The 18,077-nt window shown below is 55.2% G+C and carries 8 protein-coding genes; all 8 read left to right on the top strand.

Annotated features, from left to right (window positions below; genetic code table 11):
- The first annotated feature begins 528 nt into the window (after positions 1-528).
- The 8 genes from dpdE to dpdD are packed head-to-tail and all read left to right on the top strand — an operon-like array spanning position 529 to position 17,995.
- The gene (dpdE, locus tag ACEN9F_RS13215) at positions 529-3,696 is read left to right on the top strand and encodes a protein DpdE (protein ID WP_413420478.1); all 3,168 of its coding nucleotides are present in this window, start codon (positions 529-531) and stop codon (positions 3,694-3,696) included.
- A complete protein-coding gene (gene dpdF / locus ACEN9F_RS13210; RefSeq protein ID WP_413420477.1) occupies positions 3,693-6,194 on the top strand; it encodes a protein DpdF in 2,502 nt (833 codons plus the stop codon). Before dpdE ends, dpdF begins: the two co-directional genes overlap by 4 nt.
- Complete coding sequence (gene dpdG / locus ACEN9F_RS13205) at positions 6,191-7,117, top strand: protein DpdG (RefSeq protein WP_413420476.1); 927 nt, start codon at positions 6,191-6,193, stop codon at positions 7,115-7,117. The genes dpdF and dpdG overlap by 4 nt, the downstream gene beginning before the upstream one ends.
- Positions 7,114-10,092 (top strand): protein DpdH, encoded by a 2,979-nt coding sequence (gene dpdH, locus ACEN9F_RS13200; RefSeq protein WP_413420475.1) that lies wholly within the window; start codon positions 7,114-7,116, stop codon positions 10,090-10,092. Before dpdG ends, dpdH begins: the two co-directional genes overlap by 4 nt.
- Positions 10,079-10,801 carry a hypothetical protein gene (locus ACEN9F_RS13195; RefSeq protein WP_413420474.1) on the top strand — a complete coding sequence of 241 codons (723 nt, stop codon included), beginning with the start codon at positions 10,079-10,081 and terminating at the stop codon, positions 10,799-10,801. The genes dpdH and ACEN9F_RS13195 overlap by 14 nt, the downstream gene beginning before the upstream one ends.
- A gap of 5 nt (positions 10,802-10,806) precedes the next feature.
- On the top strand, positions 10,807-15,303 hold the full coding sequence (gene dpdJ, locus ACEN9F_RS13190; protein ID WP_413420473.1) for a protein DpdJ: 4,497 nt from the start codon (positions 10,807-10,809) through the stop codon (positions 15,301-15,303).
- Positions 15,300-15,836 carry a phospholipase D-like domain-containing protein DpdK gene (gene dpdK / locus ACEN9F_RS13185; protein ID WP_413420472.1) on the top strand — a complete coding sequence of 179 codons (537 nt, stop codon included), beginning with the start codon at positions 15,300-15,302 and terminating at the stop codon, positions 15,834-15,836. The genes dpdJ and dpdK overlap by 4 nt, the downstream gene beginning before the upstream one ends.
- Complete coding sequence (dpdD, locus tag ACEN9F_RS13180; RefSeq protein WP_413420471.1) at positions 15,833-17,995, top strand: protein DpdD; 2,163 nt, start codon at positions 15,833-15,835, stop codon at positions 17,993-17,995. Before dpdK ends, dpdD begins: the two co-directional genes overlap by 4 nt.
- Positions 17,996-18,077: the final 82 nt, after the last annotated feature.

Genomic DNA, 18,077 nt, shown 5'->3' with positions numbered 1-18,077 from the left:
TTGGGCGGCGGCGCCATAGTGGTTGCGGGGGCGGGATGTCTTGAGATGCGTGCCGGCTGTGTTAGCGCGCTCTAGGCCCTGTGCATCGTCGTTGAACTTGGCTGCTTTGATGGGAGGGCTGCATCTTTGAAACCTGCGTTTTACGCGGGGCCGGCGCTCCGCTGCGCGCATTGCGGAGAACATTTATTTCGAGTGCAGTCGGAGAGCGGCCATGCAAGGGCGAACTCGCCGAGCATCAATTCGGCGTTGACGATGTTTATTTCGGCCAACAAGTTTACAGATTTGACGCTAAGGTCGTGGCAACCTCCTCAATTGTTAATGGTTGGTCTGTAACTGTGAGGTGCACCCCATTAATTGAACGCCATTTACTAATAGTATTTATTTCATAGCGGAAAGTTGTTATAATTTAAATTGCGGGCTACGAGGCGACCTAGCTAGGAGGGCATATGCCCACTGGTCCAGCCGGTCAGCAAAAACGATGACGACCTTGCATCATTTTGAAAAATTAGTAGGCGGAGAAGAGTTGTCATGGCTGTGGATCCAAGATTGGTTGGCCGATTCGTGCGCCTGCAGACATTTGGGCCAGGTAAGGTCGTCTCGGTCGAGTCGAATCGGTATAAGGTCGAGTTTTTTTATTCGCCTTGGAAGAAACAAACGATTTCGCAAAATGAGCAGAATGTCGCTGCATATGATTTACCGCTGAAGACCAGGGTTTACGTCAATCTAGACGATGGCTGGAAGGCAGGGCAAATCAAAGCCGTTCACCGAGTTCGCACATTTGGCGGTGGCAATGAGTATGACGTTGACTTCCTTCACCGTCCTTCGTTGCGCCTTCACGAGCGGTATGTGTTCTGCCGGTGTTGGGATGGCTACGACGATCCCACATTGAGTTTGGCGGCACGCGGTGTCGAGAACCAGTATTGGCACGAGCGTAGACACCATTTCATCGCTAGTTTGCTTGAGCAGCGAGCTGCCGCCGGCGGATTAGGGGCGCTGTTGTCGTCGGCAATTCGTTTTGTACCCCACCAAATCGAGGTTGCTCGGCGTGTGCTCGAGGATCCACTCCAACGCTACCTTCTTGCCGACGAGGTCGGCATGGGAAAAACCATCGAAGCCGGTCTTGTCATCAGGCAGTTTCTGCTGTCGATGTCAGATGGGCATGTGTGGGTGATTGCGCCGCCCCACTTGTTGGTACAATGGAAAAAGGAATTGCGATCCAAGTTCTATATCGACAATTTTCCAAATCAGGTGCGCTTTTTTAGTCCGACTCAATTTGGTACATTGCCCGACAAGCCGCCGGGACTGCTGGTGGTGGACGAGGCGCATCATGTTGTTAGCAAAGAGATTCATCCCGACTTGTGGTGGGCAGCGTCAACTGCGCCGCGTTTGCTGCTATTGTCGGCCACGCCTGCTCTCGGTCGCAGCGACATTTTGTTGCGTTTGCTGCGCCTGATCGATCCGGACTGCTATGCTGAAGTCTCGGCCGAGGCGTTCCAAACGCAAGTCGATCAACGTGAGGCTATTGGTTTTTTTCTGCGTGGCCTGCGGGCCGATGCCAGTACTGTGCTGATAAGGCAGCGACTGCGCACATTGCCGCAGTTGCTTCCACACGATGTGGAAGCACTGCATCTCGGCTCGAAAATTGCCGCTGCGATCGAATCAGAGGATCCCAACGAGACTAAGCGTAACGTCAATCTGCTGCGAAGTCACGTTGCAGATGTCCACCGGCTAAATCAGCGTCTGATTCGTACCCGACGCCGCGATGCGGTGCAATGGGCATTCCGGCAGCGTGGTCCGGTTATCCAAGACGGTGGTACGGCTGATGTCTCGCACGTACATTGTGCGTATATCGACGATGACAGAGCCTACAACATTCTTGACCTCTTTGAGCAATGGCGAAACGAAACTGCTGCAGTGATCGATCAGGGACGAGTCGATCCGGAGACTATCGTTCCCTGGCTGACCACCCTGTTCGAAGCGTTTGGAATCGGCTTGGACACTTTCGGTACTGTTTTGTGCACGCTTCCCGATGCCATCATGTCGGCCGCTTGGAAAATGGAATTCCGATCGGTATTGGCTTCTGAATTTTCCAGTGGCGCGCGTTGCAATCAGGTTGCCGCCCGAATCGAAGATTTCTTTCACCGGGTCGGGAGGGTTGCTCATACGGCGACTCCACGGATTGCCGTTTTCGGTAGCGATACGAACGACGTTCGGCGCTGCGCTGCAGCGTTGTCCGAGCGGATGGGGCACTCGTGCGTGATGCTGGCGGCCGATTTGAGGGAGACCGAAGACATCGCCACCATTTTCGGCGCCAATGCGACGGTTAATTTCCTGTTCTGCGGCCCAGCGGAGGAGGAGGGATTGAACCTCCATTTTATGGACGCCATTGTCCACCTTGATTTGCCGCTTTCACCAATGCGCGTCGAACAGCGCATTGGTCGATTGGACCGTTTCGGCAGAAAAGCGGCGCATCTCGAACAACAAGTCATCCTGCCAACACTGCCTCTAGAATTCCATTACTGGTATGCATGGTATGAGATCCTGGTGAAGTCATTCCATGTCTTCAACCAACCGCTTACTGATGTGCTGTTTTCGCTGGAAGAGGTGATGTCTGAGTTGACGCGGACGATGTTGCTCGAAGGTGTTCCTGGACTGCGCAATTCTACTCAGCGCTTTCAAGACAAGCTGCGCCAGGAGCGTGACCGACTCGATGATCAGCACGCTCTGGACAAGGTATTGCTTGAGCAGCAGGGGCAAGCTAACGTGTGCGACGCCCTCGTGCGAGTGGACGATAAGGACAATGACATCCGCGCTGCAACTCTCGACTGGATGGCAAAGTGCTTGGGTTTTCAAATTTCAGGTGACCAGACGAAAATCTTCGACCTGCAGTGGCCCGAGCAACGCATACAGTTGCCCACCACGCCCTGGGCGCCGATTTTTGCCAAATCACTCAACACGAAGCTAACGTTCAAGCGCTATCTGGCGCTTAAGGATGGACTTAAACAACCACCGCAGATCGTCCGTTTCGGATCGCCAATCATGAGGCAATTGGAAATGCAATGTCGTTTGGAGGACCGTGGGACGGCCTTCGCGACGTGGCGTCACCAACCGCAACTTGAAGACGATTTGTGGCTTGGTTTCAAGCTTTGCTATGTTGTCGAGGCGCGTCTGCCTTTCGGCCTTAGAACCGAGGAGAGCCAGAGCCTGCGCGCGCGGATGGACTCCTATCTGGCTCCCTGGCTGCAAACATTTTTTGTCGACGCAGAACTCCAGGTCGTCAACGACCCTGCTCGTTTGCAGATGCTGGAGCGGCCATACGACGAACATTCTGATATTAGTCTGGTGCGTCGTCCGCAATTGTTCGATCACTTGATGGGGCGAACGCAATTCGCGCAGTTGTGTCTGGAGGTGCGTGAACATTCGGAAGCTTGGTTGAGGAATGACGCTGACTTTCACAAGGCTATCGATAGCGCCATTGACAAGGGCGGCCTCGACATCAGACGACGTAACAGTAGGCTCAATCAGCGCAAGACAAACCGGGCAAACCGAAGTGAACCGATCGATTCGGGCTTGGACCGGGAGATTGAACTCAACGATAAATTGCTTACGGCATTGCGCAATCCTGTCGTACGCCTCGATGCGATTGGCCTGATCGCCTTGAGCAGACTATCGCCCGAGGAGTTCAGCGGACAATGATGATGAACACGTTTGTAGGTGAGAGCGCGTACACGCAACTGCGCGCCGCGCTTGTCGATGCGTCGTTGGCCGCGTCCTTCACATGCTCCGAAGCACCCTTCGAGCGGCTACGGCGCGCAATTGACGACGATGACTTTAGTCCTCTGGACCGGTGCGTTCGTTTGCGTCACGCTTTGCGTTACGCGGACCTAACGCTGTCGACGCGTGGCGCGAGGCGTGCCTTGCCCCGCCCAGTCGGCCCACGGTGGCCCAACGACAAGCAGTATGCCGCATGCGGCCTTCTGCTGCGTGCAGGCAACCTCGTTGAGGCAGATCCCTGGCAACCGGAATGGCTCGATCGCGGTGCTATGGCCGTCGATGCACAGGCAATGCAGCAACAGGGGCGACCGTGGATCCAGCGTCCGCCCCAGGCAGACCTTTGGTTGACTTCACGCTTCCGCTATCAACATTTCCGGGGACCCGGGCAGGCGTTGGCTGTGCGTTCGGCACTGCATATGCCAGTGGGGGGCGCACTACTTGCCGTGCTACCTACCGGCGAGGGAAAGAGTTTGGTTTTTCACGCGCTTGCCGCTGCACATCAAGGGGAGGTGGTGGCAGTGGTAGTGCCCACCGTCGCGCTTGCGGAGGATCATGGCAATAGTGTAGGAAAATACGGCGAACTGTTTGCTAAGCACCCGCGCGCGTACGTCGGTGGACGAGATCAGCAGAATGCCGAAATCATCGATCGCACCGCCACCGGCGAACAAGGTTTATTGTTTGGCGCGCCCGAAGCGTTTGTGGGACGCTTGCGGCCAGCGCTGCTTAGTGCGGCTAAGGCAGGCAAGCTTGCGGCGGTGGTGATTGACGAGGCACACCTCGTTGACGCTTGGGGAACTGATTTCAGGAATGAATTTCAACTGCTGGCCGCCTTGGTGGCAGAATTACGACTGCGGGCGCCGCCGGCGCGGCAGCCACGCCTGATTTGCCTATCGGCGACTGTGACCCAACTTGCTTACGATACCCTACAGCGACTGTTCTCACCTCACGCGCCGCTAGCGTTGGTCGCCGGCGCGCGCCTCCGCCCGGAGCCCGATACATGGATAGCACCTATCGCCCCCGACGCGGCGACGCGCCAAATGCGGATATTGGAAGCGGTTATGCATTTGCCGCGTCCGGCCATCTTGTATGTGACAAAGGTTGAAGACGCGCAGAACTGGTATCAATTTTTGCATGACACGGGCTTTCGTCGCATGCGCGTCCTACATGGCAAGTCGTCTACTACTGATCGCAGTTCCACCGTGAAGGACTGGAGTGCCGGAGACTTGGACCTTGTTGTTGGTACCTCTGCGTTTGGTCTGGGCATCGACTATCCTCATGTCCGCACAGTCATTCACGCCTGTATTCCCGAGAGCCTCGACCGCTACTATCAGGAGGTCGGCCGTGCGGGGAGGGACAATCAGGCCAGCGTGGCGCTGCTTGCCGCAGCGCCCGAAGACCAAATGGTTGCGCGTTCGGTCGCCAGTCAAAAGATCATTTCGTTGGCGAAGGGGTTGGAACGTTGGAGATCGATGTTTGCTCGAGCCATACGCGATCCTGATTCGGCTTCTCATGCGCGCTTCTATATTGACACCTCGGTGGCACCTCCTTATGACATGGACATGATGGGCGAGCGAAACGAGGACTGGAACGGCCGTGTGCTATCGCTAATGGCACGCTCCGGAATAATTTCTTTCGCCGGTCTGCACTTTAATTTGGATACCGTGCGCACCGACGTCGCTGTCGATATCCTCGATGAGGGACACCACGATCGCGATACGTGGATCATGCGGGTCGAGTCTGTGCGCAGGTCCTTGCTGTCGACATGCCGGCAACGCCTGCAAGGTATGCAGGAATTGCTAAGGGACGCTTCTTGCCCGAGTCAGCAACTCATAGAACTGTACGCCTTGCACAATGGTTGCAGGGTACTGCCGGTAATACCCGCTTGTGGAGGCTGTACAGTATGCCGCGCAATGGAAGAGCAAGGCTGGTACTCGGTGATGCCAGGCGCGCCCTCCGCGCCCTGGGCGCTTGGCAATCTGTCATCGCGTTTGTTGCGCCACGTTGTTCAGGGACGGGGCCTGTTTGAGCACGACAATGATTTATTCGAGAAACCGGCTCAACGACGTTTTATCCGTGAATTAATGAAAGGTTTGTGGGAAGACGGAATACGCAAATGCATCTTGATCGGCACGGCGCCGGAGTCCGTCACACATGCATTGGCTGAACGCCCTTGGTGCACGGTACAATCTGTTGATTCGAGGTTGCTCAGTAGTAACGGACTCCCACCCGGGCCAACGGTGGTCTGGGTCGGTTCCGAAGCCACCATTCCGGAACGCGGTTTTTTCTCGCGCGAAGCCGGGCAGGAACGCATATTCATTGTTCCTGCGGGGTTGCGTAACCCTGACCGTCCGGGAGGGCTGATCGGTGACCAGTTCCCGACCGCTACTCTTAACTCTCTTTACGAATCCCTACAAACATGAGCGTCATTAGCAATTTGGTTGCCCAACCGAATCGGATCATCATTGCCAGCGAGTTCGTTCTTAGTTTTGGTGAGAAAGGCGCCAGTATGGCTGACCTGGAGAAACTACTTTCGCCACTGCCGCCGCAGCAAAACCTATCTGAGGGGACTCCAGACGGTGATGAGCGCAGTGGAACTACCATTGCCAAGGGCGTCCTCAATGAGTTACTACGGTTGAATATTCTGGAGCGCGTGGGAAACGAGTTGGTGCGCGTATGTGGGGCACTCATGTCAGACGGCCGGACCGTCGATTGGGCGGGGCGTCTGCAGAACTATCTTTTCCCACTGTTGACAACATCCCACCTTGCACGTGAGCATGCGCAAGGAGATTTGCCGGATGCGTTATGCTGGTTATTGCAGCAGAGTCCGGTGCATCCGCTTGGATTTAGCGCGGGAAAACACTACAACGTTTTATCTAGTCAGATGGTGGACAACGACCCTCTGTGTAGCAGTGTCGCGACTGATGCAAGGTATCAAAACTTGATTTATTGGGCCCGCTATCTCGGTTTGGCCGAGCGGATTACCGTGAAGCAGGCGGCGGAAATGGTAATTGCTGACCCGACTCGCGCGATTGCGCTCCAGTTGCCAAAGGTCTTTGGTACAGACCAACAATTGACGATACAAACATTTTTGCAAAGGCTTTCTGCCCAGATTCCGGTGCTCGATGGTGGGGGGGTCTGGCAAGACATCCAAGGCCGACTCAAGGAGCCAATGCAGGTCAAGGATAAGCATATTAGCCAAGCGACCAGTCTTGCACTCCTGCGACTGCAGCGTGTCGGAAACATTCAGCTAGAGGGACTGTCTGACGCGGCGGCATGGGTCCTGGAAATCGGCCGTGAAACGAAATCCGTCAGTCATATCAGTTATGTGGAGAACAGAAAATGACATCGCTTGCACCATGCTGGAACGAAGTCGAGTTGCTCCACATTCTCAAGCCCGATGCGGAAGAAATCGACGACAGGGTTTTTCTCGCCGTACATTGCCCGACCGAATTGCAGATGCAGGTCGGGGATTGGGCCTCTGGTAGCCTGATGCCCACTTCACCAGAAAATTTGCTAAATGACTTTCTAGATCCCTTGCGTAACTATGTGCAAATGGCCGTGGTCGGTGAATCTGGCACAGGTAAATCGCACTTTATCCAATGGTTGCGGTTGAACATTCCGGCGGATACGTCGACGGTTTTGCTTACCATTCCGCGTACCGGCACCAGCCTGAGAGGCATCATCGAACGAATCATTAGTCAATTGCCCGAAGGCGAAAGAACTGTTTATGAGGAGCGTCTCAAAACAGCGGGTAACCATGCGATGACGCAACCTGCGAAGGTCAGCCGGTTTCTTAACGAGTTGGCACACGCCATCGAACATAGCAATACCTGCACCGATCCGCTGGATAAGGACTTGGCGTTGGAGTTGCCAAACATCTTCCTCGATCCGAACTTGCGGGCAGGATTTTTTACGCAACCCGGTGGGACGACAGATCTGATTGTCCAGCATATCTTCAGTGATCCAAGCAGCCGAGATCAGGATGATCGCAGGCGTGAATTCCGTATGGGGGACTTACCTTTGGATGGGCGTAGCTACGGGCAGGTTGCGGGCAAGTCCAGAGATGCGATCGATTTCATCAACGGCGAAAACGGAATGGAGCAGCGGGCGATTAACTTGATGAATGTTCACCGGAACATTGCGATCGCCCAGACCCTTAACTTCTCGGCTGATCACCTGATCGAATTGATGAACGCGTTGCGCCGGCACCTGAAGCAGGAGGGTAAGCGCTTGATCCTTCTAATCGAAGACTTTGCCCGAGTACAAGGCATCGACACGGCCTTGCTGCAGGCGTTGATTACACCGCCCGATCAAGGTACGGAGCAACTGTGTGAGTTGCGTTGGGCGATGGCGGTGACGACAGGGCCCTACAAGTTGCTCGAAGCGACCGTAAGAAGCCGGGCTACGATTGTCGTTGACATGGACCGGAGTCAACCGGCCAGCATTGAGCGTCTGACAGCGGGGTATCTAAATGTGCTGCGCCTCGGTACGCGGCGGCTTGAACAGTTGCCTGCTATGGAAACTCCCCCTTCCTACTGTGACACCTGTCGGCATAAGGACCCGTGCCTTGCAGCCTTCGGGCAAGTCGACGGCATTGGCTTGTTCCCCTTTACGCAAACTGCTGTCAATACAATGGCGCGCCGTACCGGGTCTGTAAATGCGGATGGCTCGTTTAACGCCCGCCGTTATATGCGCTCGGTACTAGAAAGCGTACTGAAGCATCACTATGGTGAATTGTCCCAGGGCGAGTTTCCGTCCAGTGCACTAGTGCGTCGAATCGGCGGTACCAGCGCGCTAACCCCGGCACAAAAGCAAAATCTACAAGAACGAGATGGTGTGTCTTTCGATCGCCGCATTGCATTGCTTGAATTATGGAGCGATAGGGGAGAAATCATCAACCTCGACCATGGCATTCAGCAAGCGTTTGGGATCGAGCATCTCCGAGATGCGGGAACAAGTACGGACAAGGAAGATTTAGAGGCAGTGGTTGATAGAAACCGAATAAATCAACCGCGTTTGCCGGCCCATGTTTCCACTCTGCACAAATGGGCTAATGGCGAACTCGTATTGCCTTCTGCTGTAGTGAACGATCTCCGTGTGCTCGTCTACGGAGCTATAGAAAGCTACATCGACTGGGACATGCTGGGCATGGAAAGGATCGCTGTGGCAGGTGCCGTGACGACTAAAGCTGCCTTCCGCCAAACCAGTATTAACTTCGAGTCACAACAGACCCAGCGACTGACTGCCATGGTAACGCTTGACCTAGCGCGCGATAGCGCGCTTGCCCTGGAAGCCTTGCTATCATTCAAACACTACCAAAACTGGGATTTTCCAGATGGTGTGCAGTTGTTGACGAACCTGATGGACTACCTGGAGCAGTGGTCGACACAAGTCAAGCAGCAACTGCTCCGAATTTTCGGCTCGCAAGATGGCTGGCACCCGGTGACGGCAACTGCTGAATTGCTCGCGATTGCGCACCATATGTGTGGACGAGTCAAACTTGACACCGCACAAGACATGCTAGCGATCCAAGTTTGGGGGAAGCCTCAGTTGGTGCCGGCTGTGCACGCGTCCCTGGCACTGAGGCCAATTGCGCAAAAACTCGCCGAGAAAGTGCCAATGCTGCAGGAATTCCTTCGCGCCCACGCATCGGGTACCAAAGGCGGACAGGCAGGTAATTTTGTACGCATGACGCCAGTATTGGCTGCGGTGCGCTCTCTGCGGCAGAAAACTCTTCAGTTGACGTTGACGCCACCAGAAAAATCGGACAGTCCTGACATGCAGACGCTGGGCGAACTGTATCGTTTCGTCAAGGATAGTTTACCATTGGCGATAGAAGCGGAAAGGCAGGCACGTGATGCCTGGTATCAAACTGTGGCGCAGGGTTTAGGGCCGGGTAAAGTAACTGCTCTCATCGCTGCCTTGCGTACATTGATTGACAATGCCTTAAGCAAAGGAATTAGTACTGGGCATACACGTGCTCAACTTAGTGACCTGCTCGCCGAGTTGAAACCGAATTCGCTGGATGCTGCCATTATGCACGGCGCCGCAATCGCGACTGTCAATAGAACCGAAGTTCTGGTTCGTAGCGCCATCATTGGCTCGAATGCCACCCTGGTAACGCAGTTGCTGGAACGATCAGATAACTTTATCCGCGCGGTTGACCAATATATTGACAACCAGCGCCATCAACTTGAGCAACAATCTGGCGCCGGACTAGCGGACAGTGAATCGCGTATCGCCGATGCCCTCGATGGCATTCTCCATACCCTCGAAGGAGTGGTGCATCTTCCACGGAGTAACTATGAGCCTGCTTGAACGAGTCGAACTTACTAGTGGGCGCATTGAGTCCCTGCAATCGTTGAAAGACCTGGCAGCACAGGCTGCCGAGTTTGAGCAGCGTGCCAAGACCTTGGAGGGACTGGCAAACGAATTCGAAGAGTTGCGCGTACCCGCAGCGGTGCTGGAGGAGGTTGGTATCGAAGTTTCTCTTGACGCGAAATTGCTAGGTGCGTTGCATTCCAAAGCCGTCCTGTTAAAGGACGGCTACACGCGGGAACGCAACTTTATCCTTACCCCATTTCCAGGAGAAGACTTTCGCTTCGTGTTCGTGAACCCATGTGTTTCGTTCAAGAAAAAGACGGAAGCCGCCCTTCACGACGCATGGTCAGGTTGGGTTCAAAAAAATACACCTGCGATTGATCACGATGTCTTGCAGGTGCTATCAACAATTAGCGCTTTAGGTACGGCAGTGGCCAGTATCCAAGCTGTTCTCGGGGTGATTCATCGTTTAGCTACTACCTTGCCTCAGAGCGTGCACGAGGCTAGGCAGGTAGTTGCGTTTTGCTCGCAGGTTAACGAAGCCTGGCATCAACTCGCCGGAGACGGGATTGCACAGGAAGTATTGGCTTTCCTACGGGCAGCCGGTGGTAGCGTAGGCGCAACCTACGATTTACTGACGCCGTCTATTCTTGAATGGCTCGATGAACACAACTTGCGGCACGTGCTGCGAATTCGCCTAGGCTGAGATTGATGACAATTAACTGTCTTGAGTTACTCGATGCAATCGAGCGTCAGGAGATGCTGTCCCTGACCTGGGGGAATGTTGACGGCAGCATGTCGCGTTCAGAGGTGCTTACCGTGCTGCCCGACCTACCGGAAGAGGTAGACGTTGAGGCTCTGTTGGAGGAATTGATAGAGCGGTGCCTTGTGATCGAGACAGCCCAGCGGCGTATCCGTTCGCGTTTTGCAGAGTCGATTCGACTGCTCACTCGCACGCGGCAGTTGTTTGACGGACGCCCCTGGCATGCCGCGCCGCGCCTTGTTTCTGATTTTCGAGTCGACTTGAGGCGGCGCCGGTATCCGAGTCGCAACTTAAAAGCGGTCGACATTGCAAATAATCACCTGCAATTGCTCGGCAAACCAGGAATCAGACGAGATGCATGGCAGGCCCTGGCCGAGGAACCGGGGCTTGAGCTCGCCGGTTTCCAGCAGCGGGCAACGATGCGCCTTCTCGGCAGCAAGCCTGATTCCGGCACTATCGTCACGGCGGGTACTGGCAGCGGCAAAACGCTGGCGTTTTATCTCCCTGTTTTGATCCGGATCGCGGAGTACGTCGAACCCCATCAATCTTGGGTTAAATGCCTCGCCATTTACCCGCGCATTGAATTGCTCAAAGACCAACTCGCCGAGGCATTCCGGCGCGCACGCGGACTTGACTCGATCCTGTTGCAAAAGGGTAAGCGTTTGATTCGGGTTGGCGCATATTTTGGATCAACACCAAGGCGGGCGACCGTCATGGACGTGAAGGAAAAATGGCCCACTCGGGGCGGTTCTTTTATCTGCCCGTGGATGCGCTGTCCGGCCTGCGATGGGGACCTGGTCTGGAAGTCTGAGGACCTACAACGTAAGGCCGAGAGATTGGTATGCGCTGCTGCCTCTTGCCACACGGTGATTACTGGTGAGCAATTGGCGTTAACACGCGAAAGTCTGAACGCTGCGCCTCCCGACATCTTGTTCACCACTAGCGAAATGCTTAATCAGCGCATGTCTGATTTACGTAGTCGGAGTCTGTTCGGTATTGGGCAGCCAGCGGGAAAGCGTCCCCTCTTTGCGCTGCTCGACGAAGTGCACGCCTATATTGGTACGAGCGGCGCTCATGCAGCGCTGGTACTACGGCGCTGGCGCCATTTGGTTGATGCGCCGGTCGTATGGTGCGGCTTATCAGCAACATTGCAGGAGGCGCCGCGGTTTTTTGCAGATTTGGTAGGACTCGGCATTGATCAAGTCGAGGAAGTTACACCAAAAGCGGACGAGATGCGCGAAGAGGGGGCGGAGTACCAAGTAGTGGTGCGGGGCGATCCATTGCTTGAAGCTTCGTTGCTGTCGACAACCATTCAGTCCACCATGCTTCTGGCTCGCATGATGGATCCGGAGCGGGATATTCCATCCGAAGGGGCATTCGGACGTCGGATATTCGTGTTCACCGACAACCTGGACGTCATCAATCGTTTGTACAACACTCTGCAGGACGCCGAGGGCTACACGATTTTCGGCCGTCCCGATCCTACGCGGCTACCTCTGGCAGCCTTGCGTGCTGGCGGAAGTGACGATGACCTACGCCGTGACCGAGACGGTCAACGGTGGCGCGCTTGTGAGAAAATTGGCCGCAACTTATCTGACCGCCTCGTAATTGGACGCACCAGCTCTCAGGATCCAGGCGTGCTGGCGGGCGCCGACGTTATTGTTGCCACACCATCGCTCGAGGTTGGCTACAATGATGACCAGGTAGGTGCGGTTATCCAACATAAGGCGCCGCGCAACATGGCGTCGTTTTTGCAACGTAAGGGGCGCGCTGGCAGACAGCGAAGGATGCGTCCTTTTACCGTTACGGTTCTATCCGATTACGGCCGCGATAAGATCGCCTTTCAGACCTACGAGCATCTCTTCGATCCGGTGCTGCCTCCGCAGTATCTACCGGTAAAAAACCAGTACGTCTTGCGCATGCAGGCGGTGTTCGCATTGCTGGAGTGGCTAAGCCTGCAGGTGAAGGACACGTCGGCTTCTGCTTGGATGTGGGACCTACTCAGTCGGCCGAAGAGCTCGACGAGCGATTCGGTCGGGCAACAGGTGAAAACGGCGTTGGGGGCGCTGGCCAAAGGCGAGCCTATAGTTATGGCTTCTTTGCGCAAGCATCTGCGCTTGGCGCTACAGTTACCAGAGGAAACCGTGGATACGATCCTGTGGGATCCTCCTCGCTCGCTAATGCTGGAAGCCGTTCCTACGTTAGTTCGCCGCTTTTTCATGGACTGGCAGTTGGTGAAGCCTAATGGCAGCATTGTCACTGATATGCAAGTGAACTGGCATCCCTTGCCAGATTTCATGCCGCGAAACTTGTTCAGCGATCTCAGCTTACCGGAGGTACAACTCCTTATTCCGGCAGCAACCGTGAACCATGAAGCGCGGCATGAGTCTATGCCCATCGTGCAGGCGCTCCAGCAGTTGGCGCCAGGACGTGTCACACGGCGATTCGCATTCGAGCGCGGTGGTCTTTATCATTGGGCCGCGATCTCGACTGAACACGATCAGTCATACTTAAAGGTTGACGACTACGCGCGACAGAATGAATATTTGGGCGAGTTCGAAGGTCTAGACCAGGACGGCATAAAACGACGCTTTCCAGTGTTCCGTCCATGGATCGTAGAACTGACCATACCCGACACGAAAAAGGTGCTACCTACGTCGAACGCGATGCCGCGCTGGATAAGCGCGTGGACGCCGCACGGAGTCCCACTAACTGTCGATGTGCCGAGCAAAAGCGCGTGGTATACGTGTGTGGCGGCTGTACGTTTTCACCTGCACCGGTTCCGAAGCAGCGTCGGCGTCCAGCGTTTCACGCACCAAGTTGACGCCACAATACGCCAGCATTCTGGCGATCGATTGGTCGATGTGCTGTTCACCGATTCTGAGGAGCGTTTGGCGGCGGTTGGTTTTGAAATGGAGGTCGATGGCTTTTATGTTGACGTGCGTGTTCCGTCTGCCCACCAATTAGCCGAATCGACGTTGCCTGCCGCGCTTGCGCAAAGCAATCGGACTGGCTATTTTCGATATCGCCTCCTTAGCACCACAGCGTTGCCGAAGGAAGTCAATGCTCTACAGCGCGAATGGATATTCCAGATTTTCTTGTGCGCCGTACTTGATCGAGCTGTCGCGCGCGATCTGTCTCTGTCGCAGGCAGCATTAGAGCTATTTGCAGAGAATCCATTGCAGGCATTTTCGGATGTTATGCGTTCGATGTTTGTCTTGCGTGAACATGAGCCAGCACAGGCCGACGAGGAAGACGAGAATGATGCTGAAGAGAACTCCGGCCAGCGCATGAGTCGGCTAGAAGAGCGCTTATCCGACAGTTTGGGCCGCCCGGACGTCCTAGCTGTACTTGTGCGATTAGCCGAGGAACTCGATAGACCAGATCCAGAGGCTTACGGTGCTTGGTTACGTACAACGATCCACGAGACCTTGGGGGAAGCACTGCTGCAGGCCTGCATCAACACTGCGCCAAGACATGCGGCCCTGGACACTCTGTTGGTCGATATCGATACAGATCGTCTTGACGACTCCGTGCGAATCTGGATAACTGAGTCGACGCTAGGCGGAGCCGGGGTTATCCAAGCGTTTGCGGAGGCCTTCACGAGCGAACCTCGGGCTCTGTTCCGTGCTGTGGAAGCCGCGATCGCTCCCAGTGACCTCGAATTAGCGAGTTACGGCATGCGTCAGTTTGTCGAACTTGTCACGACGGATGCTGACATAGGCGCTCTGACCAAAGAGCTACGTGCTAGCCAGGGGCATGAGCAGAGCAAAAAGTTGCGTGACCGTTTATATCGAGCCCTCAGTTCTCGCAGCGTGGAACCGAGCCATGCGTTTTCGGTGTCGCTGAACGCGCGCCTGCTGCGCCCGGGAAGTACTGCTCAGATGGATTCCTTGCTTGCGCGACTGGCCCGACATTGGGAAGACCTAGAGCAGCGCTTTGGTGTCGCGATCGGATTGCGCGAATTCTGTTGTATCGCGGTAAAAATTGGTGGAGTCCGCGATCAGATCATTGCAACATTCGGGGAGGTGCTCGGCGCTGCTCCTCAAGATGTGGAACTCATCGCGATGTTGAGCGGAGTCTTGTGGCCCAAAGGTATCGAGATCCGGCAACGTACCCTGCAGTCTTATAACCCCTTCCGCCAGCGCCGTCTGTCGGACCCGGCGCTCATCCGCCACTTGCTGCTCGATCCCAACTTGATAGTGGTTCGGCTTGCCGATGACGAGGAGGATTGGTATCCCCAGTTCACGTGCGCCATCGCTCAACATGGCATCGTGCAATTGGCTGCGTCAAGGAATGCAGACCAGCGTTTGCGCAGCGCGATCGTTCGGATTGTTTCTAGCGCAGTTGATGTCGGCTTCCTACAGTTTTTCCCGTGCGTAGAGCGAATCGAGAAAGATGAGAATGAAATGCGAGTCATAGTTACCATCAGGGAGCAGGCATGAGCGGTAGTCCATCCCCAGCACGCGATCTGTTCGGGCCGGAACAGACCGGCGCAATTCGTGATCTTTTGCAAAGTTTGTTCATTGCTGAATTACTAAAGCCGAGTTCTTGTTTATGGATGGCATTTGGTTGGATTTCCGACATTGAAGTGATCGATAATCGGGCGAGGCAGTTTGGTGCCCTGCAGCCCGACTGGCCGGCGAGCGGTATTCGCCTGTCACAACTGATGAGCGCGCTAGTTGAGGCCGGCGGGCAACTCTCCCTTGTACTTCGCGATGTTGATCACAATCGGCAATTTATCAGTGCCATTAAGCCCATGCGTGAGCGGTTCCCAGGGCAGGTGAAGATCGCGGTGGGAGCGGAGGTGCACGACAAAGGGATTCTCGGCGATGATTTTCTGTTGAGTGGTTCAATGAATCTTACCTATAACGGCGTCACCATTAACGATGAGCACCTCACTCTGCGTACCGATATGGCGTCGGTCCAGGAATGGCGTCTGACACTAGAACAGAAATGGGGTAGGGCGCTTGTATGATCGGTAAAAATATTGAAGCGGCGCGACTCTTGGTCGAGGCGTTCCGAGGATTAATCGACTTCTCTGCTTTCCCCGTGCAGAATTTGAAGGAGTTCGACGCGCTCGCGCGAACGGCGACAGACGAACGCTTTCCGGGGGCGTTACTGACTTTGCCACGGGTCGGCAAGCGGAGTGTCTACTATGCAATTGCGGACAATGCTGCTGAGTGGCGCCGACTGCGGCCACTATTGATCGCATACGCGGGTCCAACGTTGACGTCATTCCAAGGTTGGCCGGAACCCCTGCTACCCCACTTGCTGCCCATCGAAGCTCTGTTGGAGGCGGGCTGCTTTCATGTTGTCGCCCGAATCGTCCCCGGAGAGACCGAAAAAGTTCAGAAATACACTAGTCGTAGCTTGTTGCGGTTGGTCGACATGGTCACGACGGCTCCTTCCACCACGAGCGCCGTGCCATTGTCAACAAGCCGCTTGCTAGCGCATTTCTCCGATTGCCTAAACGGTAACGATTTTGTTGGAGCGGAGCGCATACTTGAACAGTGCGCACGTGAATTGCGCATTGATGCTCTTAATCTATTGTTTCTACGTATTCGTTTGCTGTCCTGGTTCAACAACTGGCAAGGCCTTGTTGAGATGCCAGAATTCCGTTCAGTTTGTCATACGCGCCGTCCGCCTGCCGTCACGGCAGCACTATTAGAGGCGGTGTATCAGGTGTGGGTGCGCGATAAGGGAGACATTCCTGAGCTCTCAGAACTCTGGGCGAAGAAGCTGCGGCCAGAATTCCTCACGCTACTTCAGTTGCCGATTCTGCCCGGCGTCTCGAGTGGTGCATTGACACTATTTGCGCTGGAAGCGTTATCGGTCGCGACTCGCAATCCAGTTATTGAGATGGCGGTTATGTCGCATCGTGATGCGACGCCTGAATTGGCCGCGGCGCTGCAGGCCGCTGGCCGTACCGGTGCCGCGTGCACGACTGAGGATACAGTCGGACTGGGCGGAAGACTTCCGACTGCTCAGCAAGCCCTGGTTCAGGCCGAGCGGAGCAATACGCTAGAGACGATCGCACGTGCGCTGCAACTGATCGACGCGCTCGAGGCGGGAGAGCGGGAGAGCCTGTTAGCCTCAACGCCATTTCGCTCTCTATGGCAAAGTGTTAGCACGCAGAGCGGAAAAGCGCCACCGGCGTCTTGGCAAGATTGGTTTAGGCGCTTGCAAACTCCGGAATTCACCGATGCACTCGCAGTGCTGAGTCATGCCGTCACGGAGTGGCCGGCCGCCTTGCTTAAGGATACAGTCGAGATCAACGCATTCGTATCCGCACTGCAGGAAGTGCCTGATATTTTCCCTTCAGCGGACCGCTTGGCGGACGCATTGCCGGCTTTAGTGACTTGGGTGCTCGAAGATCAAGTTTTCCCGCGCCCAAGCATGCTTCCAGTTTATGACGCGTTGCTATACCAGTTGTTGGTGGGAGTTCGCAGGTCTGGTGTGGTATTCGAATCTGCAGCAGTTCTCATCCGTGCGTTGCTTTGTTTGGGCCTCAGCCCTAGTCGTTATCGAGAATTGCTGGATGACTGCCTAATGCTGACCGGTGAGGCCATGTCTAAGCGCACGGTGTACTGGGTGCTCGATACGCTTGAGGAAACGCTGCTTAACCCGTGCCCCGATGAGGAGGCGCGGCGCGGTTTCTGGTACGCGGCCTGTGCCCGGTTGATGCAGATGAAACCATTTTTTAGCCCTGGTCAGAAGATCGTTTTCGTGTGGTTGTCGGCGGAACTGGGGTGGCAGTCGATACAGGAAGTCGAAGAGCGCATCGCAGTGGATCCTATGGGGGCTCAGCGGCACCAACTGCAAAGCGTGCTTGACGGTAGCTACGTTGCAATTTACACCCTTACCGAATCGGCGGGGAGGCAAGCGGCAACCGTTCTCAAGGAATTATCACCTAGTGTGCGCGTTGAGATGTCGCACGACAAGGTGGCATCATCCGCCCTGAAAAGCATGGCTCAACAGGCAGATATCTTTGTCATGGTGGCAGCCTCAGCCAAGCATGCTGCGAGTGGGTACATTCAGCAGGAAAGACAAGGTAAGCCGCTACTATATGCAAATGGCCGAGGATACTCGAGCATTATCCGTGCCGTTGAAACCTTTATCCTTGGCGGTGAGTAACCGCTACTTTGAAGGTTAAGTCGACTAGCACCGGTGAGACCTCATTCGCCAGCCTCGGAACCGGCGCTAAAAGCACTCTGTC

Source organism: Duganella sp. CT11-25, from assembly GCF_047302815.1.
In the GTDB taxonomy this organism is placed as follows: Bacteria; Pseudomonadota; Gammaproteobacteria; order Burkholderiales; family Burkholderiaceae_D; genus Rugamonas.
This window is presented reverse-complemented; position numbering and strand designations above follow the sequence as displayed.